Source organism: Collimonas fungivorans (genome assembly GCF_028292705.1).
Taxonomy (GTDB): Bacteria; Pseudomonadota; Gammaproteobacteria; order Burkholderiales; family Burkholderiaceae_D; genus Collimonas; species Collimonas fungivorans_B.
The window spans coordinates 1-24103 of record NZ_JAQGLV010000221.1 but is presented as its reverse complement, the minus strand read 5'-3'; the positions used below and the strand labels follow the sequence as shown (position 1 = coordinate 24103).

Here is a 24103-nt window from a genome sequence, read left to right as displayed (position 1 = left end):
GCGCCGTAAGGGTTAAAAAACGGGTTCTGCAACATAAAATTCGAAAATAGATAGCTGGATGGAAATTATTTGCAACAAATGCGTGGTCAACTGCCGGATTTGAAGAGGGAAAGAGGGCCATGCGATGGCGGAAAAGCAGGCGGGCAAAAACAAAAAAGCCGCTTACATTTCTGCAAGCGGCTGCTTCTGCGTTTCTGTTTGTTTCTATTTCTTACTGCTTATTCGTGGTAGGCCGTGCGGGATTCGAACCTGCGACCAACGGATTAAAAGTCCGCTGCTCTACCAGCTGAGCTAACGACCCGAAAGACCGCTATTATATGTAAAGTGTATATGAGCTGTCAAACCCATATGCACTTTTATTTATATAATCTGCAAAATTAAATTTTGCCGCTCACTTGAGCGTGGCCAGGCGTTCCTTTGCTGTCTGGGCCGCCTGCGTGTTTGGATACTGCGACAGCAGCTGTTCCAGTGCGCGCTTGGACTGCGGTTTATTCTTCAGCTCGGTGTAGCTGCTGGAGATAGTCAACAGTGCGTCGGCAGCCTTGGGATTGTCGGCGTACTTGCTGACCACTACCTGCTGCGCTGCAATCGCATTCTTGTAATCGCGCAGGGCGTAATACGAATTGCCCAGGAAGTATTGCGCGGATGGCGCCAGGCCCGAATCCGGGTTGGAGCGCACGAAATTCGAAAACGCCGTTGCCGCGGTTTTATAGTCGCCGGCCTTGAAGGTCGTCAGCGCTGCATCGTAGGCCTTCTGGTCGTTGGCGCCGATGCTCACTTCCTGGCCGTCGACGCTGACCTTCTGCGGCTCCAGCTTGCGCATGCGGGTATCGAGGTCGACGTAGAAATCTTTCTGGCGCTGCTGGGTATTGGCCAGCTCGTTGGTCAGCACTTCGATCTGTCCGCGCAGCTTGGCGATTTCCTGGTTCAGGCGATCATTCTGGTCGGACAGGTTCAAGGAGCTGGTCTTGTCCGCCTTGGTATCGACCTTGGCGCTCACCGCGTCGATCTTGTTGCGTATGTCCAATATCGCCCGACGTGCTTCATCGTCGTCAAACAGCCCGGCGCGGGCGGTCGGAGCGGAAAAAACTGCGGCCAGCATGGCCGCAGTCATCGTGGCTTTGAAGAACGTCCGCATCATTATTGATAAACGATATCAGAGCGGCGGTTTTCAGCGTAGGACGCTTCGTCGCTGCCGAGAGCCTTAGGCTTTTCCTTGCCCAGCGAAACTGCTTCGACCTGGGTGTCCGATACGCCCAACAAGACCAATGCCTTGCGCACTGCCTCGGCGCGTTTTTGTCCCAGCGCCAGGTTGTATTCGCGGCCGCCGCGGTCATCGGTATTGCCTTGGATGATGATCTTGCGGTTCTTGTGGCTGTTCAGGTACTGGGCGTGCGCTTCGACTACTGCCTTGAACTCGTCCTTGACTGTGTAGCTGTCGAAGTCAAAGTAAATGCTGCGCTTGGAGAGGATGCCGCCTGGCTGGTTCAGCGGATCGCTGGAACCGGCATCAACCGTATTGACGGAACGGGCATCAGCGCCGGTGGCGCCGCTGTCGACGACCGGGACTGCCTTGTCGTCCAGCTTGACAGGGGATGAGCAAGCGGCCAGCAAGATGGCGCTGGCAACGACGAGGGCAAAGTTTCTGATATTTAGCATTTTTAATTCTCCAGAGTGGGAAACGAACGTCGATTCAAAGTAACTACGTGATTATTTCATGAAAGGACCCCAAGTAGGCTCCCGTATATCGCCTGCCTGCATAGTTAAGCGCTGTTTTACGCGGCCGTCAACTGAGACTACTGCCAGCGAACCGCGGCGGCCCGATTCTGTGGCGTACATGATGTATTTGCCGTTTGGCGAAAAACTCGGGGACTCATCCTTGACGGTGTCCGACAAACGCTGTTCCTGGCCGTTGCTCAGGTCCAGCGCATACAGCTGGAAGCGGCCGCCGCGCTGCGAAATGTACGCCAGCGTCTTGCCGTCGGGTGAAATCCGCGGGCTGATGTTGTAAGTGCCGCCGAAGGTCACGCGCTGGGCGTCGCCGCCGCTGGCGCTCATCTTGTAGATTTGCGGGCCGCCGCTGCGATCGCTGGTGAAGTAGATGTTCTGGCCGTCCGCCGAGAATTGCGGCTCGGTGTCGATGCCGTTGGTCTGGGTCAGGCGCCGCAAGCCGCCGCCGTCGGAGTTCACCACGTAGACCTGGGTCAGGCCGTCGCGCGCCAGCGCAATCGCCAGCTTGCTGCCGTCAGGCGACCACGACGGCGCCGAATTGCTACCCTTGTAGTTGGCCACCACGATGCGCTGCTTGGTGATCAGGTTCTGCACATAGACCACCGGTTTTTTCGCTTCGAACGAGACGTAGGCGACCTTGGTGCCGTCCGGCGACCAGGCCGGCGAAATGATCGGTTCGTTGGAGCGCAGCGCGACCTGGGTGCCTTCGCCGTCGGAGTCGGCTACTTCCAGCCGGTATTCCTTGCCGGCCTTGATGATGTAAGCGATGCGGGTAGCAAATGCGCCGCGCGTGCCGATCAGTTTTTCATAGATGTCGTCGGCGATCTTGTGGGCGGTGACCCGCGTGTACTGTGGCGCGGCAGCCATCGCCAGTGCTGACAGCTGGGCCGATTTGACGGTGTCCATCAGGCGGTAGCGCACATCGAAACGGCCGTCGGCCAGGCGCTGCACGCTGCCGACCACCAGGGCGTCGGCGCCGCGCGCTTTCCAGTCGCCGAGGTTGACCTGGCTCGCTTCCGAGATGACATCGCCGGTATCGATAATCTTGAAAAATCCGCTGCGCGCCAGATCCGCCTTGATGATCGCGGTAACCTGCTGCGGCGCCAGGTCTTCGTTGCTGAAGCCGGCGATGGCAATCGGAATCTGGGTGGCGCCGACGCCGGACGTTTCGATGCGCAGCTGGGCGTTGGCCGGGGCGCTGAACGCCACGGCGGCAAGCACGAGCCCGATGGCCGCGAATAGTTGGTGCAGTTTGTTTTTCATGGCTTACTGATCTTTCGGTTTATGGGTTCCGATGAAGCTGGACGGAACAGAACCCGTTTTGTCTTTTGGATAAGGCGCCGATTTCTCAATCGCTCGTTTGACTGCCTCGTCAAAACCGGAAACTCCAGAGGATTTCCTGAGGTGCACGCTCGCCACCGAACCGTCCGGTAGCAGTTGGACATCAAATTCCGCTGCCGGGTTTCCGGCCAGGCCTTCGGGCACGTTAAAGATAATGTTCGACTTGATCTTGCTGGCGACCTTTTGCGCATAGCCAGGATCGCCGCGCGGCCCCTGCGACTGGGCCGCGGTGCCGGTGCTGTTGGCCGGACCGTTGCCGACGGCCTGGCCCAGCATGCGCTTCATTTCATCGCTGCGGCGCTTGGTTTCAGCGGCGGCCTCGGTCTTTTTGGCGGCATCCAGTTTCTGTTTTTCCTGGGCCGCAGCCTTGTCCTTGGCGGCTTTCTGCTCAGCCTCGGCCTTCAACTTGTCCTTCTGCTCTTGTTCCTCTTGCTGTTTTTGCAATTTCCGCTGCTTGTCCAGGTCTTCCTGGCGCTGCAGGTCCTTGCGTTCCTGTTCTTTGCGTTTCTTTTCCTGTTCCAGCGCGATTTCCGGATCCGGCAATGGCGGCGCCACCACCTTCGGCGGCGTGGTTTCCTGGACCACCGGCTCCGGCTTCGGTTCCGGGGTCGGCTGCGGCACTGGTTCCGGCGGCGTCGGCGCGGCGTCCTTGATCTGCGGATCCCAGATTTCGGCCTCGACGGCTATCGGCTGCGTGCTTTGCCAGTGGATGCCGAACCAGAGGAAGGCAAACAAGGCGGCATGCACCGCCGCTGCGAGCAAGATAGCGCGTATGCTGCCGGGTTCTTTTGGTACGGAATACGGGGAGTTGCCTGTCATAACCAGATCGTCACTTTGTCGCCAGTCCGACGCGGTTAATGCCAAGCATCTTGGCTTCCGAAATGACCTTGATCACATCGTCGTATTTGATATCCTTGTCGGCGGAAATCATCACCGGCATGTCGGGTTTGTCGGCATGCAGCAGCTGCAGCTTCTGCTTCAAGCCGTTGCGCGGCACGCTCTCGGCTTTGCTGGTGCCGCTTTTCTGGCCGTTGATGCGCACGCTGGTCAGGTCGCCCGGCTTCAGGGTGATTTCGATATATTCGGTCGGCGGCGTCGCCGATTTCGCCGCATTCGGCAAATTGATGACGCTCGGATTGGTCAGCGGCGCCGACACCATGAAAATCACCAGCAATACCATCATCACGTCGATGTACGGAACGACGTTGATATCCGCCTTGAATTTGCGGGTGCGGCCGCCGCGCATGGATGAGGAGCCGGACATTAGCGCGCCTGACGTTGCAAGATGTTGGAGAATTCTTCGATGAAGCTCTCGAAGCGGATGGCCAGGCGGTCGACATCATGCGAGAAACGGTTGTAGGCAACTACCGCCGGAATCGCGGCGAACAGGCCGATCGCGGTGGCGATCAGGGCTTCGGCGATGCCGGGCGCAACTGCCGCCAGCGTGGCCTGTTGTACGTTTGCCAAGCCGCGGAAGGCATTCATGATGCCCCACACGGTGCCGAACAGGCCGACATAAGGCGATACCGAACCGACCGAAGCGAGGAAAGCCAGGTGCGATTCCAGTGCATCCATTTCCCGCTGGTAAGCCGCGCGCATGGCGCGCCGGGCGCCGTCCAGCAAGGCGGCGGAGTCGCCCGCGCTCTTGTGGCCGAGCGACGCCTTGACCTTGTTGAACTCATCCATGCCGGCTTCGAAAATGCGTTCCAGCGCACCGGTTTGCCCGGCGCCTTTGCGGCGGTTCGAGGTGGCGTCCTGGTACAAGGTAGCCAGGTTGCCGCCGGACCAGAATGCGCGCTCGAATTCTTCCGTCTGCGAGCGGGCGCTGCGGATCGCGAACATCTTGCGGAAAATGTAGGTCCAGCTCATCACGGAAACTGCCAGCAGCAGCGCCATGACTAGCTGTACTAATACTGAAGCATTGGTAATGAGGGTGATAAACGAAAGATCTTGGGTGACATTCATGGATAGCGGTCTTGAGGAATGGTCTTAGGTTTAAGTAAAGGACTTAAACAACGAATTGTAAACGTAAAGTGCTTACCGCCAAATTAGCAATTGGTGAAGGAATTGTTACCGGACGTTATTGCTTGCCCCGGATTTGTTGCAATGTTGCTCAGACCATACCAAACGCCTGAAGGTTCAAGGGTTGCTATAGTGAACTATTTTGACTGAGTACGACTGAGTACATTAAAGCAAGCTTTATGCCGCTGCAGCATGCCGGGCGCCTGGCTTGATATTGTGCAATACCTGTTTCGGGATGCCTTGCGGCCGGAAGGTGACGGCGTTGACACAAGCCACGCTGATGCGGCCGGTCGCCAGCAGGGTCGGCTTATCCTCGCCCAGGCGCCAGGCTTGCTGGATGAAATCGACGCCGACGCGGCCAAGGCGCTCGACCACCACCGTCAATTCCAGTTCGTCATCCAGTTTGGCCGGCGCATGGTAATCGACGCTGGTGCTTTTCACGACGAACATGACGCCGTCGGTCTGTTCCAGCGTGCGCTGGCCGACGCCGGCCGCGCGCAGCCACTCGGTGCGGGCGCGCTCGAAAAATTTCAGGTAATTGGCGTAGAACACTACGCCGCCGGTATCGGTGTCTTCGTAGTAGACCCGGATACGCCAGCTGAAGTCTGCATGCGGGACGGAGGTCATCTTGCTCATTGTCTGGATTGCCTTGCTTGTGTACGGGACAGCGGCTACAGCCGATGTTGCGCTGTAGCCGTTTCGGCTCAGTTGTCCCTGGTTGCTTAGTTGCGCTTGATGGTCATGCCCGCAAAACCCTGGCAGGTAGGCATCATTTCAATGCGGTTGATATTGATGTGGGCCGGCAGGGTCGCGACCCAGTAGGCGGTATCGGCAATATCGCCCGGCGTCAGCGGCTGCGTGCCTTCATACACCTTGGCGGCCGCTTCGTCGTTGCCGCGGTAGCGCACATTGGAAAATTCGGTGCCGCCGCACAAACCCGGCGCGATATCGGTAGCGCGCACGCCGGTGCCCACCAGGTCGGCGCGCAGGTTGAGCGTGAACTGCTTGACGAAAGCCTTGGTGGCGCCATACACATTGCCGCCCGGATAAGGGTATTCGCCGGCAATGGAGCCGAGGTTGATCACCGTGCCGCGTCCGCGCGCCACCATGCCGGGCAGCACCAGGCGGGTCATGGTCACCAGGCCCTTGCAGTTGGTTTCGATCATGGTTTCCCATTCTTCCAGCGAGGCTTGCTGCGCCGATTCCACGCCCAGCGCCAGGCCGGCGTTATTGACCAGCACGTCGATTTCCTGCCATGCCGCCGGCAGCGCCGCCAGCGCGCTGCTGATCGATGCCTTGTCGGTGACGTCCATGACGATAGGCAGCACCGCTGCGCCCAGTTCGGCAGCCAGCTGGTCCAGCCGGTCCTTGCGGCGGCCGGTAGCGATCACTTGATGGCCGTTCTTGGTGAATTTACGTGCCATTTCGGCGCCGAAGCCAGCGGTTGCGCCGGTAATCAAGACAATCATGGTCAATGCTCCTGTTGTTGCGTATTGGTTGCGTGTCGGTCCAGCCGGAAATTGTAGCCCAATTTGCCGGGCCGCCAATGCCTATCGCTGAAGTGCGCGGCAGGACGGTCGCGTATTTGCTTTGGTGCAAGCCGCACCAGAACGTGACATAAAAACAGTCCCCGATCTTGGCGCCCCGGGTTGCTGCTGGCAGCAATGCCCTTTTGCAGGAAAGCCGGCGTGGCATAAATATTGCTGATAAGCATTTTTCACCGCTGCCTACCATAGGGTTATAAAACAATGAGACCTGGTTCCTCGAATCTGACCTGTGCGATTGCTGTGGCCGCAGCAACTTCCACATTACTGTTGGCTACGGCTTCTGCGCAACAGCTTGCCGCCGATACAACCGCGGCACCCGAGACAAAAAAATCGGCGAAGCAGAGCGACCAGATTGAAGCGGTGGTCGTCACGGCGCAAAAGCGCAAGGAAGATGCGAGCAAGGTGCCGCTGAGCATCTCGGTGATCAGCGGCGAGGAACTGCAGGCTGCGCACATCAACAATTTTGCAGACGTGACGCGGGCCATGCCGAACATCTCGTTCTCCGGCGCCAGCGGTTCCGGCGCCGGCCTGAGCAACATCGAAATCCGCGGCATCAGTTCAGCCGCCGGTTCGGCCACCGTCGGCGTCTACCTGGACGACGTCTCGATGACCACGCGCAACCTGTACAGCATGGGCAGTTCCGAACCGAAGTTCTTCGACATCGACCGCATCGAAGTGCTGCGCGGCCCGCAGGGCACGCTATATGGCGCCAGTTCGATGGGCGGCACCATCAAGTTCATCAGCAACCAGCCCAACCTGAAGGAGCGCGAAGCCAGCTTCTATTCCGAAGTCTCGGGGACCAAGGGCGGCGGCACCAACTACACCGTCAACGGCGTCGTCAACCAGCCCCTGATCCCGGGCGAACTGGCGCTGCGCATCGGCATCCAGACCGGCCATGAAAGCGGTTATATCGACCAGGTATCGCCAACCACCGGCAACGTGATTGCTTCCGGCATCAATTCCCAGGATTCCAGCGTGGTGAAGCTGGCGATGAAATGGCAGCCGACCCGCAACCTGAGCATCACGCCGTCGGTGTTCTACCAGGAAGTCAATTCCAAGGATATCGATGCCTCCTATCTGGACCTGCCCAAGAACCAGACCAGCAAGCTGGTGCGCGAACCGGGCAACGACCGCCTGCTGGTGCCCAGCCTGACCGTCAATTACGACCTGGGCCAGGCCGACTTGATCTCGGTTTCCAGTTTTTACCAGCGCACCTTCAACCGCACCCAGGACGGCACCACCGTCAACAATCTCGGTTCGGCGGTGCCGGATACGCCGCCTGGCCTCGCCGCCGCAATCGGCGCTTTGCCGTCCGCGGTGTACCTGCAGAACCAGATCCGGCAGTTCTCGCAGGAATTCCGCGTCACTTCCAAGCCGTATGACCAGAAAGTCTCGCCTTTCACCTGGCTGGGCGGCGTCTATTACGCCAACCTGCATACCAATGTGACCGACAACGAACCGATCTTCGGCCTCAATGCCACTTACGCCGCGTTCGGCGCCAATCCGGCCGATCCGGGCCAGCTCGGGATCGCCTTCCCGAACGACAATTCCTACTTCAGCGAGCGCCATTACCGTACCGAGCAGAAAGCGCTGTTCGGCGAGCTGAACTATTATTTCATGCCGACCCTGCACGGCACCGTCGGCCTGCGCTACCTGCAAGCCACCGACAGCCTGAGCCGCAACGGCGACGATTACTGGAACGGCGGCCCGACCAGTTCATCGGTCAGCAGCAGTTCTTCCAAGCTGACGCCGAAGTTTTCGCTGATCTGGGAAGTCGATCCCAACAACACCGTGTACACCTCGGCCACCGAAGGATTCCGCCTGGGCGGCAATACCCGTCCGATCCCGGCGTCGCTGTGCGCATCCGACTTCGCCAATCTCGGCATTACCGAAGCGCCGACGTCGTTCAAGTCCGACAAGCTGTGGAGCTATGAACTGGGCAACAAGTCGCGCCTGCTGGGCAACCGCCTGTCGGTCAACGCATCGGTCTTTTATATCCAGTGGGACGGCCTGCAGCAGGACATCACGCTGCCAGGCTGCGGCTTCGATTACGAAACCAACGTCGGCAAGGCCAAGAGCTACGGCGCCGAGTTCGAGATCAAGGGCAAGCCGACTTCCAACATCCTGCTCGGCCTGTCCGGCGGCTACACCAAGGCCACCCTGTCGTCCGACGTGCCGTCGCTGAAAGCGCACGCCGGCGATCCGATCCAGGGCGTACCCAAATACAACGTCAGCCTGACCGGCCAATATAGCTTCAACCTGCCCGGCGATTATTACGGCTTCGCCCGCGCCGCCGCGCACTGGACCGGCAGCAGTCACGGCACCCTGGTGGCTACCGATCCGGATTACCAGCGCCCGGCCTACAGCACCGTCGACGCCAGCGTCGGCGCCACTTTCGATCGCTGGGAGCTGACCCTGTTTGTCAAGAATGCAACCAATAGCGACAAGGTGATCCAGCGTCCGAACGTGCAGTCGGTATCCGAGGGTTACCGGATTGCGCCGCGCACCATAGGCATCAGCCTGGCGGGCAAGATATAAACACCCGTAATCGTTGTCTTTTTGGTAAATTCCATGCAAAAGCCGTCCTCCGGGGCGGCTTTTTTTATCCAGCGCCGAAGCCCGGGCCAATCTTGCCCAAACCAGGTGCTTCGCTTACAATAGCCGCACCATTTCGTCTCACGTGACTGGCGAAAAAACCGGACCGCGCGGATTCACAAGATCGCAGCGGCTCTCGGCAAAAGGTGGGCATCCACCGGGAAGCGTGAGATTTCATCCGCCGTGCGCCTGGGCAGCCCTAATGGAAAGTACGACTGAGGCTGCCGCATTCCAACAATACCCTGGCCCTCATTCGATTTAGGCACACCCTTATCGATTGGAGTATCACATGTTCGAAAAAAACCATACCATCGCCAATGTCGATCCGGAATTGTGGAGCGCCATCCAGAAAGAAAACCACCGCCAGCAAGAACACATCGAGCTGATCGCGTCGGAAAACTACACTTCGCCTGCCGTGATGGAAGCGCAAGGCACCCAGCTGACCAACAAGTACGCTGAAGGTTATCCAGGCAAGCGTTATTACGGCGGCTGCGAATTCGTCGACATCGCCGAGCAGCTGGCGATCGACCGCGTCAAGGAACTGTTCGGCGCTGAAGCCGCCAATGTCCAGCCTAACTCCGGTTCGCAAGCCAACCAGGGCGTGTTCTTCGCCATGCTCAAGCCAGGCGACACCATCATGGGCATGTCGCTAGCGGAAGGCGGCCACCTGACGCACGGCATGGCATTGAACATGTCCGGCAAGTGGTTCAACGTGGTGTCCTACGGTCTCAACGAAAAAGAAGAAATCGATTACGAAGCATTCGAGCGCCTGGCGCACGAAAAGAAGCCGAAGCTGATCATCGCCGGCGCCTCGGCCTACGCCCTGCGCATCGATTTCGAGCGCATGTCTAAAGTAGCCAAGGCGGTTGGCGCTTACTTCATGGTCGACATGGCGCACTATGCTGGCCTGATCGCGGCGGGCGAATATCCGAATCCGGTGCCGCACGCCGACTTCGTGACGTCGACTACCCACAAATCCCTGCGCGGCCCGCGCGGCGGCATCATCCTGATGAAGGCCGAGTTCGAAAAAGCCATCAATTCGGCGATTTTCCCAGGCATCCAGGGCGGCCCGCTGATGCACGTCATCGCCGGCAAGGCAGTGGCGTTCAAGGAAGCGCTGACGCCGGAATTCAAGGCTTACCAGCAGCAGGTAGTGAAGAATGCCGACGCCCTGGCGAAAGCACTGATCGCACGCGGCTTGCGCATCGTTTCCGGCCGCACCGAATCGCACGTGATGCTGGTCGACCTGCGCGCCAAGAAGATCAGCGGCAAGGAAGCCGAAGCGATCCTGGGCTCGGCGCACATGACTTGCAACAAGAATGCGATTCCTAACGATCCGGAAAAGCCGTTCGTCACTTCCGGCATCCGTGTCGGCAGCCCGGCGTTCACTACCCGCGGTTTCAAGGAAGCGGAAGCGACCAAGGTCGGCAACCTGATCGCCGACGTGCTGGACAATCCGCATGACGCAGCGACCATCGAACGGGTCAAGGCCGAAGTCAAGAAACTGACCGACGCTTTCCCGGTGTACGCAGCCTGATGTAGTGATTGCCGGTGTGCCTCAGGGCAGGCCGGCAATTGCAAGAAGTCATGGGCCCGGTGCAGCTTCAAGTCTGCCCGGGCCCATGCGCCATGTAGCGCCAAATAGCGCCAGTCTGGTCGGTTTGGCGCGCGGCCACGAAAAGGAATAATGTAGAGATGGAACTGCCGACACTGCACGCCGTTATAACCTTCGGATTACCGCCATCATGAAATGTCCATTCTGCCAGCATGAAGAAACCCAGGTGCTCGACACGCGCGTGTCGGAAGAGGGCGATTCGATCCGCCGCCGGCGCCGTTGCATGCAATGCGACAAACGCTTCACCACCTTTGAACGGATAGAGCTGGCGATGCCGGTGATCGTCAAGAAGAACGGCAGCCGCACCGACTTCGATCCGCTCAAGCTGCGCGCCAGCCTGATGCTGGCCCTGCGCAAGCGCCCGGTATCGGTGGAGGCGCTGGATGAGGCTTTGCAGCGCATCAAGGAAAAACTGCTGTCCAGCGGCGAACGCGAAGTGCTGTCCGGCCATGTCGGCGAACTGGTGATGCGGGAACTCAAGCGGCTGGACAAGATTGCGTATATCCGTTTCGCCTCGGTCTACAAGAGCTTTGAAGACGTCGCCGAATTCCAGAACATGATCGAAGAGTTTTCCGGACCGCCGAGCCGACGAAAGTAAATTCTTAAATACGCTAGCGCCGCTCAGTCCGGCGCTATTTTTTTGTCAGAATGGTTAATAAAAATGAAATAAAAACTTAATAGCCGGGAGCTCTGTATGTTTTTGCCGCGATCGTCCATGCATGCTGGCGCAACGGGAATTGCGCCGGATTCGGGCCTGACCCTGGTCGAGGCCATGATCACGCTGGCGATCGCGAGCATCCTGCTGGGCCTGGCTTTGCCGTCGATGCGGGCGTTCGTGATCCAGAACCGGCTGGCCGCCGACACCAGCCAGCTGGTCGCCGCACTCACGCTGGCGCGCAGCGAGGCCATCCAGCGCGGCCGCGCGGTGCTGCTCTGCCGCAGCATAGATGCCGATTCTGCCGATGCCCTCTGCAGCGCGGCCGCCACGGCTAGGCGCGCCGCCGGCGACTGGGGCGCCGGCTGGCTGGTGCTGGCGGCCGACAGCCGGCAAATACTGTTGCGGCACGGCGCGCTGGATGAGAATGTCCAGGTTGTTGCCGGCAGGACGACGATCACCTACCACAGCGGCGGCAACACCAGCAGCAGCTTCACGAACCTGGCCATCAGCCATAACAGCGAATTTGCGCGCACGATATGCATCGCCAACACCGGCCGCATCAGCGTAAAGCCGGATGCCAGCGAATGCTGAACATCGCCAGCCGCCGCAGGCAAGCTTGTGTCCACGGCGGCCTGTCAATGGTGGAGTTGCTGGCGGCGCTGGCGATTGCATCCGGTCTGCTGTTGCTGAGCACGACGCTTTACCTGGGCGGCAAAGCCAGCTTCCGCCTGAACGAAGACAAGCGGCGCCTGTACCAGGACGGTAATTACGCCATGATCCTGATGGAAAGGGATCTGCGGCAAGCCTGGTTCGGCAATGTGGTGAGCGCGGTCTCGCCCGCAGGTGCGGCGCCCGTCACCGATTTCATTCTCGGCGACGGCACGCCGGCGCAAGGCTTGCGCGGCTGCGAGTACGGCTTCGTCAAGCCGCTGGGACCGGGAGAGAAAGATTTTTCGTGCAGCCCGGAGGCCGGGATGGCCGCTTTTGAAGTCAGTTACCGCTCGGACGACTATTCCGATCCGCCCAGCGGCGCCGGCGTCGACTGCAATGGCGCGCGGCTGGCCGCGATTGCCGTGCCGCCTGACCATCCGGCCTATATGCTGGCGCCGAATGTGACTATTGCGCGCAATTTTTATTTTGTCGCTGCACGCTCCGGTGGCAGCGCAAACTCTCTTTATTGTCAGGGCAACGTCAGCGCGCAACCGGTGGTCAACAACGTCGAAGACCTGCAGCTGACCTTTGGCGTGGCTGCGGCTGGCGATGCAACGCCGCACCGGTTCCTGAACGCAACGCAAGTAGCCGCCTTGTCCGACGACCAGCGGCAAAACTGGGAACGGGTCGTCCGCGTCGGCCTGTGCCTGCAGTTGCGCGGCGAGAACAACCTGGCCATCGATCCGCAGCGCTATGTCGATTGCACCGGCAGCGCCAGGGTGGCCAACGACCGCCGCCTGCGGGCCGTATTCAGGCGGGTGGTCACCTTGCGCAACCGTGCTGCCGTCACGCCTTGAACAGGGCTATAGGTGGTATCGCATATTAATTAACGGCGGCGGCGGCATATTTTGTACAATCATTGCATCTCTCCTTTCTGACGGCTTTTACATGATTTCCAGGCTTTTCCCATGACCGCGGTTGAACAGTTGATGTCGCAGGCCCTGCAGCTTGCCGAAAACGGCCTGCTGTCGAGCGCGCCGAATCCCGCCGTCGGCTGCGTGATCGTCAAGGACGGCCAGGTCATCGGCAGCGGTTTCACCCAGCCGCCGGGCGGCAACCATGCCGAGATCCAGGCGCTGCAGGATGCCGCCGCCAAGGGCCACGATGTGCGCGGCGCCACCGTCTACGTCACGCTCGAGCCGTGCAGCCATTTCGGCCGCACGCCGCCTTGCGCCGATGCTTTGGTGCAGGCCGGCGTGGCCAAGGTGGTGGCGGCGATGGACGATCCCAATCCGCTGGTGGCAGGGCAGGGCATGGCGCGCCTGCAGGCGGCGGGGATCGCGGTCGAATCCGGCGTCCTGGCGGCGCAGGCGCGCGAGCTGAACATCGGGTTTTTCACGCGGATGCAAACCGGCAAACCCTGGGTCAGGCTGAAAGTCGCGGCCAGCCTGGACGGCAAGACTGCGCTGCATAACGGCCAGAGCCAGTGGATCACCTCGCAGGCGGCGCGTGACGACGGCCACATGTGGCGCGCCCGCGCCGGGGCCATCCTGACCGGCATCGGCACCGTGAAAGAAGACAATCCGCAGCTGACGGTGCGCATCGTGCCGCCGATGCTGCGGCAGCCGCTGCGGGTGATCGTCGACAGCAAGCTCAGCATCAGTCCGGATGCAAAAATCCTGGCGGGCGGCGGCAACCTGATTTTCAGCGCCGTCGCCGATGCCGAAAAACAGGCCTTGCTGGAGCAGCAAGGCGCGGAGATCGTGGTGCTGTCGAACGCTGACGGCAAGGTCGATTTGCCGCAGGTGATACTCGAACTCGGTAAACGCCAGATCAACGAATTGCATGTCGAAGCCGGCTCCAAGCTGAATGCCTCGCTGATCCGCGAACATTGCGTCGACGAATTGCTGGTCTACCTGGCGCCGTCCATCCTGGGCGACGGCCGCGGCATGTTCAGCCTGCCGGCGCTGGAGAGCCTGGACCACAAGCTGAACCTGAAATTCCATGAAATCAAGCAGGTTGGCGAGGATTTGCGTATCCTTGCACGATTCCGTTAATTTTCTATATTGTCATCATGTTCACTGGTATCGTCGCCGCCGTCGGCAAAATTACTTCCGTTAAACCGCTGGGTTCCAGCGCCGAGGACGGCGTCAGGCTGAAGATCGACGCCGGCGCTTTGTCGCTGGCCGATGTTGCGCTGGGCGATTCGATTTCCTTGAACGGCGCCTGCATGACCGTGGTCGAGAAGAGCGCAGGCAGCTTTGAAGTCGACGTTTCGCGCGAAAGCCTGAACCGTACTGTCGGCCTCGACGCCGCCGGCGAGGTCAACCTGGAAAAGGCCCTGACCTTGGCTGACCGCCTGGGCGGCCACCTGGTGTCGGGCCATGTCGACGGCCTCGGGCTAGTACAGAAATTCGAGCCGGTGGGTGAGTCCTGGGAATTGGTGATCAAGGCCGCGCGCGATCTCGCCAAATATTTCGCCTACAAGGGTTCGGTGGTGGTCAACGGCGTGTCGCTGACGGTGAACCGGGTCGACGACGTGGCCGACGGCTGCCTGTTTTCGATCAACCTGATCCCGCACACGATTGAAGTGACGTCGCTGAAACACCTGCAGGTCGGTAAGCAGGTCAACCTGGAAGTGGATCTGATCGCCCGCTATGTGGAACGCATGTTGAGCGTCGACCAGGGCGCGGCTTCCTAAGGCGGCCAGTCCAGATACCCCGGAATCCGCTCATGAAAAAAGCCATCGCACCGCAGTTATTGCTGCTGCTGATTACGCTGGTCGCATGGTTTTCCATCGCCGCGCAATTTTCCATTTCCATTCCGATCCTGCTGGGCAAGGGCATGACCTACGGTGAAGCCGTCTGGCGCATGTTCGGCTACCTGACCATCCTGACCAATGTCCTGCTGGCGGTATGCTGCACGTTGCTGCTGCTCAAGCCGGATTCCACGCCCGGCCGCTTCTTTTCCCGGCCCGGGGTGCTCACTGCAATGACCTTGTACATCATCATTGTCGGCCTCGGTTACAACCTCCTGCTGCGCAACCATACGCCGTTCACCGGCCTGCACAGGCTGTCGGACGAGGGTTTGCACACCGTGGTCCCCTTGCTGTTCGTCTTGTACTGGTTGCTGTTTTCCGCAAAGAGCGGTTTGCAGGCAAAAGACAGCCTGCTGTGGCTGATCTACCCGCTGGCTTATTTTGCGATGGCGATGGTGCGCGGAGGCTTGTCGGGGTTTTATCCCTATCCGTTCCTGAATGTCATCCAGCTCGGTTATCCGCGGGTGATGGCCAATGCCGCCATGCTGCTGATGGGATTTTTCCTGATCGCGATGGCCCTGGTTGCAATCGCCCGGTATAAGCGCCAGGACTTGGCGATTGATTAACTCCGCTTGTGCGAAAAAAGCCACAATTTACATAGAGAGATACATGTTGTTACAGGCCTTACGACTTGTACGTAGCGCAGCCTTCGAAAATTAGGTTAAATATAGTTATGTTTAACTCAAAGCCATCGAGACCTGCCATGAAAAATCCCATGCGCGTTGCCCTGCTCGGACTGCTTGCCGTCAGCCTGTTCTCGGCAGCCCCGGCGTTTGCCGGAGCCCATTGGTCGGTGAATATCGGTGTGCCGGGGCCTGGTTATTACGCACCGCCGCCAGTCTATTACGCACCACCGCCGGTCTACTACGCACCGCCGCCGCCAGTATATGTGCGGCCGCCTCCGGTCGTGGTGTACGGCGCTCCTGGCTACTATCCGCCGGCTTATTACGGCCGTCCGGGTTACTGGCGTGGGGGCCGCGGCTGGCACGACCATTACTGGCATGACCGCGGCTGGCGCCGTTGATTGAAGCGAGCCACGCTGCCGGCCCTTGGCCTGCGGCGTGACTAAAAACAGACACACTGCAATTTACTGTATGTATATACAGTAGTTATGGTACAGTGCAATTCCCTTCAACGAGATTGGAATTGCTGCCATGACGAACTTGGATATTACCTCCGGCTCCCGCTTTGGTATGGAGTCTACCCCTTCCTCAATCCTGATGCGCTTCGGCAAGCGTGAGCTGTTCATCTGCCGCGATTTCTACAAGCGCCTCTATCGAAGCAACCCCGTACTCGAATGCAATGCCGGCATCCAGGCTGGCCATCTTGAAATATTGCTGTTCCGCAAGTGGTTGGTAGTCATGTCGAAAGCGCACTGAGGCTGTTGCGGCATTGTCCCGATTGAATATGCTCTCGATTGGATATTTTGCGTAATTGAAACAAATGCTCTAGCTCACCACATGGCGCGATCTTCCCGCAGCTGTTAAATTTGTTGCCGTTGGCTTGTCCAGCTGCATAAATATAACCAGAGCGGGAGACGCACAGTGAATGACGAGTTCGACTTTGTGGTGATAGGCGGCGGTTCGGCCGGCAGTGTCATGGCGGGCCGCCTGACGGAAGATCCTGAAATATCGGTATGCCTGCTGGAAGCCGGCGGCAGCGGCGACAGCTGGATGGTGAAGATGCCGGTCGGCGCGGTTGCCATGGTGCCGACCCGGATCAACAACTGGGCTTTCGAAACCGTGCCGCAACCCGGCCTCAACGGCCGCTGCGGCTACCAGCCGCGCGGCAAGGCGCTGGGCGGATCATCGGCGCTCAACGCCATGATCTATATCCGCGGCCATCGCTCCGATTACGATCATTGGGCCCAGCTCGGCAATAGCGGCTGGTCGTTCGACGATGTGCTGCCTTATTTCAAGAAATCAGAGCACAACGAACAGTTTTCCAACGCCTGGCATGGCCAGGATGGCCCTTTATGGGTCAGCGACCTGCGCAGCGACAACCCGATCCAGCAACACTACCTGGAAGCCGCACGTCAGGCCGGTTATCCGCTCAGTGCGGATTTCAACGCCGAGCAGCAAGAGGGACTGGGCGTTTACCAGGTCACGCAGAAAAACGGCGAACGCTGGAGCGCCGCACGCGCCTACCTGATGCCGCACCTGGGACAGCGCAGCAACCTGCGGGTGGAAACCGGCGCCTATGCCGAGCGCCTGATCATCGAGCAGGGGCGGGCAGTCGGCGTCGAAGTCAGGCAAGGCGGCCAGTTGCGCATATTGCGTGCGCGGCGCGAAGTGATCCTGGCCGCCGGCGCTTTCCAATCGCCGCAATTGCTGATGTTGTCCGGCATCGGCGACGGCACCGAACTGCGCAAGCTCGGCATCCAGGTCCGACATCATTTGCCCGGCGTCGGCAAGAACCTGCAAGACCATCCGGATTTCGTGTTCTGCCATAAATCGGACAGCCTGGATACCTTCGGCATCTCGGCCAGCGGTTCGCTGCGCATGCTGAAGGAACTGAAGCGCTTCCGCCATGAGCGGCGCGGCATGCTCACCAGTAATTTCGCCGAGTGCGGCGGGTTTCTGAAGACCCGGCCGGATTTGCCTGCACCCAACCTGCAGCTGCATTTCGTCATGGCCGGCGTTGAAGACCATGCGCGCAAGCTGCGCCTCGGCCACGGCTTTTCCTGCCACGTCTGCCTGCTGCGGCCGCAGAGCAAGGGCGATGTCAGTCTGCGCAACACCAATCCGCAGGACGCGCCGCTGATCGATCCCAAGTTCCTGGACCACCCGCAAGACCTGGAAGACATGGTGGACGCTTTCAAGATGACACGCAAACTGCTTGAGGCGCCGGCGCTGGCTGCCTACAGCACACGCGACATGCGCACCGCGGATGTGCAGTCGGACGAGCAGATTCGTGCCATCCTCAGGCAGCATGTCGATACGGTCTACCATCCGGTCGGCACTTGCAAGATGGGTGTCGACCCGGCCGCCGTGGTGGATCCGACCTTGCGGGTGCGCGGCATCCAGGGCCTGCGCGTGGTGGATGCCTCCATCATGCCCACCCTGATCGGCGGCAATACCAATGCACCCACCATCATGATCGCTGAAAAGGCGGTGGATTTCATCCGCCAAGGACGATGATGCCGGATCACCAGGCTGCGAATGGTTCGAAACCGGCGGAAACCACCTTGCTTACCCGGCGCCTGATCCTGGAGCCGCTGGTGGAAGCGCACGCCGCAGCGCTGTATCCGCACTTCTGCGATCCGGCTCTGTACCCCTTCATTCCACAGGAGGCACCGGCGTCGTTGGCGCATCTGAGCGAGCGTTACCGCCGGCTGGAAAGCCGTTGTTCCCCGGACGGTTCCGAAATCTGGCTGAACTGGGCAGTGCGGCTCAGCGGCAGCAATGAGTATGTAGCTTACTTGCAAGCCGGTATCGAAGCGGACGGGCAGGCGATGCTGGCGTATTTTGTCTTCTCCGCGCACCAGAGGCGCGGTTATGCAACGGAAATGTGCTTGCTGCTCAGGGATCATTTGATCGACGTTTTCGCCGCCCGCTCGGTATATGCCCTGATCGACACCAGGAATCAGGCGTCGATTGCCCTGGTGGAGCGGCTGGGCTTCAAGCGCGAGGCATTGTTACCCAATGCCGATTATTTCAAAAATGACAATAGCGACGAGTATCGCTATCGCTACGCGAAAACAGCCTGACAAGACAAGCGGTATATGCGCCTGTTGGTGCAAAACAACGCTATGTTGCGGCGCATGATGACTGTTAAAGTTTTTTGGATCAGTATCGCTTCACGCAAAAAAGAGTCCATCTCTCTAGAGGTGAGGAGACAGGGAAAGCCCGCATCGTTAAAGATAGCGGGCTTTTTATATTCCAGGATGGGTTCGGCAGCCGGCCAGATATTCATGAACCTTATATAAGGAATCAGAAATAAGAATTGGCCATATGTGCCCGGTTTTTATATGCTGCGATGCATCAACACAGTTTATCTAACCGGAGCCCTGCCATGACTTTCATTCAAGCCCTGCCTTTACTCGCCGTTGTCGCCGCTTTTGCCCTGCGTTTCTACCTGTCGAAAAAAATCGGCAACAGCCAGAAGTAATTCCCGGCGTTCGCCTCGACGGCCTCAGTCGAGAGCAGCGACCAGCAAGCCAACCAGCAGCAGGATGGTGGACGCGATAAACCAGCGTACGGTTTTGCGGTATTCGCGTACTTCATCGTCTTCAATACGCAAGGCCCGGAACAGGGCCACGATCTGCAACGCAATCACGACCCCCAGCGCAAAAGTAACGCCCAGCGCGTGCCAGGTCCAATGCGAGACATCTTCAACGCCCCAGAAGCGCAAGAAGGTGAGCGAGAAACCGAGCAAGACGGTGATCGCAGTAATCAGCCCCGGCCGGAATCCCTGAGGCACTTGCCGATAGCGTTCTTCAGGACGCGCCGCCGCAGGATTGCCCGGCTTGTTCTCCTCATTGTTGCCCATCAGCGATTCCGTTGTTGTGGCTGCATATCATCTTCCTTTGACTTATCCTGGCACGACCGCAGTCCGCATCACCGGATACAGGTTAAAACGCTCGTCCCAAGAAGAATGGCGGCGCGCGAAAAACTCCAGCCGCGCTGCCGGATCTTTGGCAAATTCAGGATCGTCCGCCAGTCTCTTCTTGAACTCGGCCGCCAGCGCCGGGTCCGCCGCCAACTGTTCGCGCGCGACATCTTCCGCTACATACGCTTCCATATATTCTTTCTTCTCGAAGGCATTGTTGAACTCGCCCCACGCCGCCAGCGAATCCGGCGCCTGCGGCTCCAGCAATGCCATCACCAACCTCGCCTTGGCCTGGGCGATCGGCACGAACAGCGCGCCAGGGCCGAGGTCGCGGGTTTCGCCATGCCATGTTCCTTCCAGCTTGAGAAGCTGATGGCTCTCCATCGATTGCGCCGCGAAACCGGTTTTGGTGGCGCGGAAAGTTTCCAGGGTCACCCGGTTCAGCGCCGCCGGCAGCACGCGGAAAGCGATGCCATGCTGCCGCAGTTTCTGCCCGACCCAGGCAGCGTGCGCCACCGGCACCAGGTAACCGGCCTGCGGCGCATTGACGCTGACGTCGGGCTGCAGGTCGTCGCGCACCGTGACATTCCAGATTTGCGGCTTGCTCTCATCGTAACGCGTCATCAGTGCGCCCGAAATATCTGACTGGGTGCGCGTATATTCATAACCGCGGAACGCCACCGGACGGGTTTTTTCGCTTGCCTCGTAGCTCAGCGCAACCGGCTGGCCGCCCAGCTTGGCGGCGCGCAGGTCGGCCTGCTGCGCGGTCTTCAGCCATGCGTCGCCGTGCGCGGCGATTTGCGCCATGATCGAGACGATGGTGTTGTGCGTGATGCGCACGCGGGTCGGGTAATCTTTCCAGGAATGGGTTTCGACCAGCATGCCGAAGCGGTTGCGCAGATGGAAATAACCGGTGGAAAAGCGCGGCGGCGAGACGCCGTCGACAAACCCTGAACTAGGGTCGTCGTCGACCTTGAACGACATGTAGAACGGCAGCGGCAGCGAACCCTGTTTGGTCAGATCGCCGATCACGGCGTCGCGCAGCGCCTCGCCATCCTTGCGCTGGGCCAGGTCGCTGGCGTGCACCGGCTCGACCTGGATCGAAACGTCATGCTCGAACTTGGCGCCGTCAGTAACATGCAGGTCGATATAAGCCAGCGGATCCCAGCGGTTGACCAGCTGCAGCATGGCTTGCATTTCCGGCGCGTCGGCTTTTGCGTAGTCGCGGTTCAGGTTGAAGTTCTGACCGGTGGTGCGCCAGCCCATTTCTTCCGGACCGCGCTGGTTAGGGCGGTTCCAGCGGCCGAAGCGCTCATGGCCGTCGATATTGAACACCGGTACGAAAACCAGCACCTGCTTGTTCAGCACGCTGTTGGCGGAGGTGTCTTGCAAGGCTTCACGCAAGGCCAGGAAACCGGCGTCCTTGCCGTCGATCTCGCCCGCGTGGATGCCGCCTTGTATCAGCAGCACCGGCACATTGCGCTGGTGCGCGGCTTCCGCAGTCAGCGCGCCGCTGCGCGAAACGATCAGGGCCAGCATCGGCCGGCCTTCGGGGGTGCGGCCGAACTCGGTGCAGTGCACCTGTTTCGGATAGGCTTTCTGAAACGCGGCGCAGAGCGCGATGACTTCCTCGTAACGCCCGGTTTTCTGGAAGCCGGAACGTTCGGCCACCGTACTCAGCGGATCGGCGGCCTGGGCGAAGGGAGTGACGGAAAGGGTAAGCAGGGCGGACAACACAGCAGAACGCAGCATGAATCAAGCTCCAACGGTTGGATGATGAATAACAAAATGATTGGAGGATTCTAGCGCGCCTGCTGAAATATTGCTTAGTGGCACATAGTGGCATTGAATTGTCTGCCTGGCAGCGTCCGCGGATGCAACCGAGGGCGCTGCCGTGTGCATTTTTCAGGCAGCCGCGTGCCGCCAGTGCGCGCTCAGTTCCGCGTTGAATGTCTGCCAGCGCTCTTCCGGGAAGAACAGGCGGGCGCCATCCAGCTGCACCCGCCGGCGCGTGCCTGGAATGGTTTTCTCAAGCCAGTGTGACCACTTCACGTCAAAAAATATGTCGTCGCTGCCCCAGACGATCAATGTCGGCGCGTGGAGTTTTTTCAGCTGCGCTTCCACCGACACCGTATCCGTGCAATCGAACGCCGCCAGGAACCGTTCCAGGTCGCGCGTGCGCTGGGCGCTGGTCAGGTGGGGGCGCAAATAGATCTCGATGGCCTCATCGCTCACGCTGGCCGGATTTTCGTACGCCGGGCCAAGTGCGTTGGCGGACCGGTAGAACCCTTTGTCGGACAGCATGGTATGCAGCGCCCCGCTCAGGCCGCCGCCGGCGGACAGGGCCAGGAAAGGTTTGAATGCCTCCGGCGGCCAGTTGTCGTGGGTATCGCAGTCAGTCAGGGTCAGGCTACGCACGCGTTGCGGATTGGCGGCGGCAAAAATCTGCGCCATGCCGCCGCCGCCGTCGTTGCCGACCAGGTCGACGCTGTCGATTCCGAGCGCATCCAGGAACTGCCGCAGCATCAGGGCGTTTGCCGCCGACGACACATCCTGGTCCGGCTTGATCTCGGTCGCGCCGTGGGCCAGCAGGTCGACGGCGATGCAACGCCGTATCGCGCTCAGCTCGGACAGCTGATGGCGCCATAAATAGCCGTTCACCAGTACGCCGTGCACGAACAAGGCAACCGGCCCTGTACCTTGTTCGACATAGCTGATGCGGCCCGAAGGTGTGTCGATGAACTTGCGCAATGCTTCAAAATCATTCTTGTTCATGGTCGTGTGCTTTCTGTGAAGTTACTAGGGGAAAAGGGCATTGATTTCGCCGCCGGAAAGCATGCCGCTGCCCATGGCATGGAAGCTGCCCTGGCTGAGCGCTTCACCGGCAATCCTCTGCAGCAGGCCGAGCGCGGATTGCAAGGGGCCGCAACCTACGCTGATGCGCCGTACGCCAGCCTGCTCTAGCACATCGACATCTGGCGCGCCGGCGTAACCGGTGTAGATGTTCACTGGCAAGGAAACCGTCTGCGTGAAGCCCGTTATGTCGTCGATGTTCGCCATGCCTGGCACGAAGATGCCGTCGGCGCCGGCCGTGGCATACATCTGCGAGCGCCGCACCGTGTCTTCGTAACGCGCCGCCGGATCGTCGTTGGCGACAAAATAGGTGTCGCTGCGGGCATTGATGAACAACCGCGCATCCATCTGCGCCAGCATCTTGCGCAGCGCGCTGATGCGTTCGCACAGGATTTCCGGCGGCGCCAGTTGGCTTGTTCCCGGGAGCACTCCATCCTCGATATTGATGCCGACGACGCCCATGTCCACTAACGCCCGGACGACGTCGCTTACTTCTTCTGTGCTGCGGCCGAAGCCACGTTCGATGTCGACGCTCACCGGAACGCTGGCGACACGGCAGATGCGGGCGCAGGCAGCGATCAGTTCGGCGGCCGGCATCCGCTCGCCGTCCGCATAACCGGCCGCCCACGCCATGCCCGCGCTGGTGGTGCCGATAGCCGGCGCCCCGGCGCGTTCGAGGATGCGCGCGCTGGCAGCATCCCAGGCATTCAATAAAGTCAACGGTTGAGGGCCGAGGTGCAACTGATGAAAAGTATTTGACTGCTTCCGGGCTGCGCTGGATTGCATGGTTTTCTCCATTTGATTACGTTGTAGAATGAAATCGAGTTTAGGAGCGATGCAGCACAAAAACTTGGAAAAAACTGCTGTTCTCGCGCAAAATTAACCTTTTGGATCGCAATCCCGACAATGAAGACCTTGCTTTTACCTTCAGGCGCCGTCATTCCTGTATTGGGACAGGGAACCTGGTACATGGGAGAAGACCCGGCCCGGAAAAAGCGCGAAATCGACGCGCTGCAACTGGGCATGGACCTTGGAATGACGCTGATTGACACAGCGGAGATGTATGCCGACGGCGGCGCCGAAAAAGTCGTGGGCGAGGCAATCCGGGGACGCCGCGAGGAGGTATTCGTGGTCAGCAAGGTCTATCCGCACAACGCCGACCGGCGCGGCATGCAGACCGCCTGCGAACGCAGCCTGAAGCGGCTCGGCAGCGACCATATCGATCTCTATCTGTTGCACTGGCCCGGTTCGGTGCCGCTGGCGGAAACGCTCGAAGCATTCGAATCGCTCAAGCAATCGGGGAAGATACGCGACTTCGGCGTCAGCAATTTCGACCGGGACGGCATGCAGGAAGTCAGCGACCTGCCCGGCGGCAGACAGGTCGCGGTCAACCAGGTGCTGTACAACCTGAAACGGCGCGGCGTTGAATGGGACCTGCTGCCCTGGTGTCGTGAACGCGCGATACCGGTGATGGCGTATTCGCCGCTGGAATCGTCCGCCAGCGAACAGAAGCGCTTGCTCGGCAACCCGCATCTGCTGGCGGTCGCGGCAAGGCATGCGGCCAGCCCGGCGCAGATAGCGCTGGCATGGCTGCTGCGGCAAGAGCAGGTCATCGTCATTCCCAAGGCAGTCGCCCCGGAGCATGTGCGCGAGAACCGTGCGGCGCTCGATGTCGCACTCACGGCGCAGGACCTGGCGGAGCTTGACCAGGCATTCCCGCC

The 24103-nt window shown here is 59.9% G+C and carries 26 protein-coding genes, 1 tRNA gene and 1 riboswitch; of the genes, 13 read left to right on the top strand and 14 right to left on the bottom strand.

The features are described from left to right. Positions 1-225: 225 nt before the first annotated feature. The 10 genes from JWQ61_RS12710 to JWQ61_RS12665 form a co-directional block, all read right to left on the bottom strand. A tRNA-Lys gene (locus tag JWQ61_RS12710) sits at positions 226-301 on the bottom strand. A gap of 90 nt (positions 302-391) precedes the next feature. Further along, positions 392-1102 carry a tol-pal system protein YbgF gene (gene ybgF / locus JWQ61_RS12705; RefSeq protein ID WP_304360853.1) on the bottom strand — a complete coding sequence of 237 codons (711 nt, stop codon included), beginning with the start codon at positions 1100-1102 and terminating at the stop codon, positions 392-394. Between the two features lie 38 nt (positions 1103-1140). Then, positions 1141-1659: a peptidoglycan-associated lipoprotein Pal gene (gene pal / locus JWQ61_RS12700; protein WP_304360852.1), complete on the bottom strand. Its 519-nt coding sequence runs from the start codon at positions 1657-1659 to the stop codon at positions 1141-1143. Positions 1660-1710: 51 nt separating this feature from the next. Continuing rightward, complete coding sequence (gene tolB / locus JWQ61_RS12695) at positions 1711-2994, bottom strand: Tol-Pal system beta propeller repeat protein TolB (RefSeq protein ID WP_304360851.1); 1284 nt, start codon at positions 2992-2994, stop codon at positions 1711-1713. A 3-nt stretch (positions 2995-2997) separates the two neighbouring features. Then, positions 2998-3891: a cell envelope integrity protein TolA gene (tolA, locus tag JWQ61_RS12690; protein WP_304360850.1), complete on the bottom strand. Its 894-nt coding sequence runs from the start codon at positions 3889-3891 to the stop codon at positions 2998-3000. A 10-nt stretch (positions 3892-3901) separates the two neighbouring features. Further along, the gene (locus tag JWQ61_RS12685) at positions 3902-4336 is read right to left on the bottom strand and encodes a biopolymer transporter ExbD (RefSeq protein ID WP_304360849.1); all 435 of its coding nucleotides are present in this window, start codon (positions 4334-4336) and stop codon (positions 3902-3904) included. Then, positions 4336-5037, bottom strand: coding sequence for a protein TolQ (gene tolQ, locus JWQ61_RS12680; RefSeq protein WP_014007380.1), 702 nt, complete (start codon positions 5035-5037; stop codon positions 4336-4338). Before tolQ ends, JWQ61_RS12685 begins: the two co-directional genes overlap by 1 nt. 234 nt (positions 5038-5271) lie before the next feature. Next, a complete protein-coding gene (ybgC, locus tag JWQ61_RS12675; RefSeq protein ID WP_304360848.1) occupies positions 5272-5730 on the bottom strand; it encodes a tol-pal system-associated acyl-CoA thioesterase in 459 nt (152 codons plus the stop codon). 86 nt (positions 5731-5816) lie between these two features. Next, positions 5817-6563 (bottom strand): SDR family NAD(P)-dependent oxidoreductase, encoded by a 747-nt coding sequence (locus tag JWQ61_RS12670; RefSeq protein ID WP_120234733.1) that lies wholly within the window; start codon positions 6561-6563, stop codon positions 5817-5819. 2 nt (positions 6564-6565) lie between these two features. Further along, a complete protein-coding gene (locus JWQ61_RS12665) occupies positions 6566-6808 on the bottom strand; it encodes a hypothetical protein (RefSeq protein ID WP_304360847.1) in 243 nt (80 codons plus the stop codon). 100 nt (positions 6809-6908) lie between these two features. On the opposite strand from JWQ61_RS12665, the gene JWQ61_RS12660 reads away from it, so the two are divergent. From JWQ61_RS12660 to JWQ61_RS12605, 12 genes are all read left to right on the top strand, one after another. Further along, complete coding sequence (locus JWQ61_RS12660; protein ID WP_304360846.1) at positions 6909-9179, top strand: TonB-dependent receptor; 2271 nt, start codon at positions 6909-6911, stop codon at positions 9177-9179. Between the two features lie 132 nt (positions 9180-9311). Continuing rightward, a riboswitch (ZMP/ZTP riboswitch) is annotated at positions 9312-9438 on the top strand. A gap of 87 nt (positions 9439-9525) precedes the next feature. Next, positions 9526-10773, top strand: a complete 1248-nt coding sequence (gene glyA / locus JWQ61_RS12655) for a serine hydroxymethyltransferase (protein WP_304360845.1) — start codon at positions 9526-9528, stop codon at positions 10771-10773. A 208-nt stretch (positions 10774-10981) separates the two neighbouring features. Beyond that, the gene (nrdR, locus tag JWQ61_RS12650) at positions 10982-11449 is read left to right on the top strand and encodes a transcriptional regulator NrdR (RefSeq protein WP_014007375.1); all 468 of its coding nucleotides are present in this window, start codon (positions 10982-10984) and stop codon (positions 11447-11449) included. A 96-nt stretch (positions 11450-11545) separates the two neighbouring features. Beyond that, entirely contained in the window at positions 11546-12100 is a 555-nt protein-coding gene (locus tag JWQ61_RS12645; RefSeq protein ID WP_304360844.1) for a GspH/FimT family pseudopilin, read from the top strand. Beyond that, positions 12094-13017 carry a PilW family protein gene (locus JWQ61_RS12640; protein ID WP_304360843.1) on the top strand — a complete coding sequence of 308 codons (924 nt, stop codon included), beginning with the start codon at positions 12094-12096 and terminating at the stop codon, positions 13015-13017. The genes JWQ61_RS12645 and JWQ61_RS12640 overlap by 7 nt, the downstream gene beginning before the upstream one ends. Positions 13018-13128: 111 nt before the next feature. Then, the gene (gene ribD / locus JWQ61_RS12635; protein ID WP_304360842.1) at positions 13129-14217 is read left to right on the top strand and encodes a bifunctional diaminohydroxyphosphoribosylaminopyrimidine deaminase/5-amino-6-(5-phosphoribosylamino)uracil reductase RibD; all 1089 of its coding nucleotides are present in this window, start codon (positions 13129-13131) and stop codon (positions 14215-14217) included. A gap of 17 nt (positions 14218-14234) precedes the next feature. Beyond that, positions 14235-14861: a riboflavin synthase gene (locus JWQ61_RS12630; RefSeq protein ID WP_120234738.1), complete on the top strand. Its 627-nt coding sequence runs from the start codon at positions 14235-14237 to the stop codon at positions 14859-14861. 32 nt (positions 14862-14893) lie between these two features. Further along, positions 14894-15544: a Pr6Pr family membrane protein gene (locus JWQ61_RS12625; RefSeq protein WP_304360841.1), complete on the top strand. Its 651-nt coding sequence runs from the start codon at positions 14894-14896 to the stop codon at positions 15542-15544. A gap of 137 nt (positions 15545-15681) precedes the next feature. Then, complete coding sequence (locus tag JWQ61_RS12620; RefSeq protein ID WP_061541276.1) at positions 15682-16002, top strand: hypothetical protein; 321 nt, start codon at positions 15682-15684, stop codon at positions 16000-16002. 130 nt (positions 16003-16132) lie between these two features. Further along, entirely contained in the window at positions 16133-16357 is a 225-nt protein-coding gene (locus JWQ61_RS12615) for a hypothetical protein (protein ID WP_120234741.1), read from the top strand. A 165-nt stretch (positions 16358-16522) separates the two neighbouring features. Further along, the gene (locus JWQ61_RS12610; RefSeq protein ID WP_304360840.1) at positions 16523-18118 is read left to right on the top strand and encodes a GMC family oxidoreductase; all 1596 of its coding nucleotides are present in this window, start codon (positions 16523-16525) and stop codon (positions 18116-18118) included. Next, positions 18115-18687 carry a GNAT family N-acetyltransferase gene (locus tag JWQ61_RS12605; protein ID WP_304360839.1) on the top strand — a complete coding sequence of 191 codons (573 nt, stop codon included), beginning with the start codon at positions 18115-18117 and terminating at the stop codon, positions 18685-18687. The genes JWQ61_RS12610 and JWQ61_RS12605 overlap by 4 nt, the downstream gene beginning before the upstream one ends. A 425-nt stretch (positions 18688-19112) precedes the next feature. Here JWQ61_RS12605 and JWQ61_RS12600 read toward each other — a convergent pair whose 3' ends face one another. The 4 genes from JWQ61_RS12600 to JWQ61_RS12585 all read right to left on the bottom strand — a co-directional run bounded on the left by JWQ61_RS12600 (position 19113) and on the right by JWQ61_RS12585 (position 23168). Then, positions 19113-19469, bottom strand: a complete 357-nt coding sequence (locus JWQ61_RS12600) for a hypothetical protein (protein ID WP_304360838.1) — start codon at positions 19467-19469, stop codon at positions 19113-19115. 42 nt (positions 19470-19511) lie between these two features. Further along, complete coding sequence (locus JWQ61_RS12595; protein ID WP_304360837.1) at positions 19512-21281, bottom strand: M14 family metallopeptidase; 1770 nt, start codon at positions 21279-21281, stop codon at positions 19512-19514. A 153-nt stretch (positions 21282-21434) separates the two neighbouring features. Further along, complete coding sequence (locus tag JWQ61_RS12590; RefSeq protein WP_304360836.1) at positions 21435-22304, bottom strand: alpha/beta fold hydrolase; 870 nt, start codon at positions 22302-22304, stop codon at positions 21435-21437. A 24-nt stretch (positions 22305-22328) separates the two neighbouring features. Further along, positions 22329-23168 (bottom strand): isocitrate lyase/phosphoenolpyruvate mutase family protein, encoded by an 840-nt coding sequence (locus JWQ61_RS12585; protein ID WP_304360835.1) that lies wholly within the window; start codon positions 23166-23168, stop codon positions 22329-22331. Between the two features lie 120 nt (positions 23169-23288). Here JWQ61_RS12585 and JWQ61_RS12580 point away from each other — a divergent pair. Then, on the top strand, positions 23289-24103 hold an 815-nt coding region (locus JWQ61_RS12580), incomplete at its 3' end, for an aldo/keto reductase (RefSeq protein WP_304360834.1).